Annotated in this window: 2 protein-coding genes; one reads left to right on the top strand and one right to left on the bottom strand. The window is 49.8% G+C overall.

Going from position 1 to position 1,076, the window contains the following annotated elements; all coding sequences use genetic code 11:
• The first annotated feature begins 204 nt into the window (after nucleotides 1-204).
• Nucleotides 205-720, top strand: coding sequence for a GtrA family protein (locus tag ACI2JZ_RS18295; RefSeq protein ID WP_388026059.1), 516 nt, complete (start codon nucleotides 205-207; stop codon nucleotides 718-720).
• A gap of 105 nt (nucleotides 721-825) precedes the next feature.
• Here the strand turns inward: ACI2JZ_RS18295 and ACI2JZ_RS18300 are convergent.
• Nucleotides 826-1,076, bottom strand: a 251-nt coding sequence (locus ACI2JZ_RS18300; RefSeq protein ID WP_404598849.1) for a hypothetical protein, incomplete at its 5' end; no start/stop codon positions are given.

Genomic DNA, 1,076 nt, shown 5'->3' on the forward strand with positions numbered 1-1,076 from the left:
GTTGAGCCGCAGGGCATAACAACTCATTGCCCCCATCCTGGCCATTGGACGCTGCCACGAAAATGTCCGACTCATACATCGCTGGAAGCTCATGAGCTTCAATCTGAGCATGCTGTGCAAGGTGACCCATATGGATAACTAAGAACCGCCCTGATTAAGTTTCAATTTTCTATTCGCCGATCCTGGGATGTCTATGCTTGATCCATGAGTGGCAGAGCCAAAGCATTTAGCGATGAAGGCGCACGGGATCCATCGCGCCCAAAACAGTATCGGGAACGAAAGAGAGCTCTGTACTTCCTGGGCATAGGAGGATTCTGCTTCCTCCTGACCTTGGCAGTGAATTACGGATTGAAGTTCACGATTCTGGGGGCGCATCCAACTTCAGCTTTTCTTATCGCTAATGCAGCGGCCACGGTAGTTTCCTACTACCTCTCGAGACGGTTTACCTTTGGGGATGTCGCCCACGGCCTCAAACGTATTCAGTTCATCAAATTCGTCGGCATGTCTACGGTAGCTATTGGAATTACTGCGGCGCCGGTTTATGTATCCCGTTGGATCTTTGGAATCACGGAACCACACGTTTCTTTTATCGTCCAGGAGATCGCCGACTTTATCGCCGGACCAATTATCGGGACGTTACTTGGGATGATCTTCCGATGGTGGGCAATGAAGAAGTTCGTCTTCCTGGATACGCTCCATAAACGTACAGAGATCCTGTAAACCGCAGGAGCAAAGCAGTCGCGATTCCGCTGCAGATTTGTTCAACTGTCAGGGCGTCAGAGTACGCCCGCGGATTATGCAACCACAGTGTAACCACGATCACTGTCAAAAGTGCCCTGCCGATTTGCGGAGCCCTGAAAACCTGTGTATAGTTTTTATCTGTTGCCGGAACGGAAACAACACGGAATCTACCGTTTGTTTACCCGGCAGCCAATCACTTTTCACTGAAGGTTTTCCGCCGATTTTGATCGGATCAGGAACTCTGGTAAGTTGGAAAAGTTGCTCCGGAGCGAAGCAGTCATCGAAGGATTGGTGGTTGTGGTGTCGAGAGTGTTTGTTGTTTGAGAACTCAATAG

The sequence above is a fragment of the Microbacterium sp. NPDC087868 genome (assembly GCF_044900755.1).
Taxonomy (GTDB): domain Bacteria; phylum Actinomycetota; class Actinomycetes; order Actinomycetales; family Microbacteriaceae; genus Microbacterium; species Microbacterium galbinum.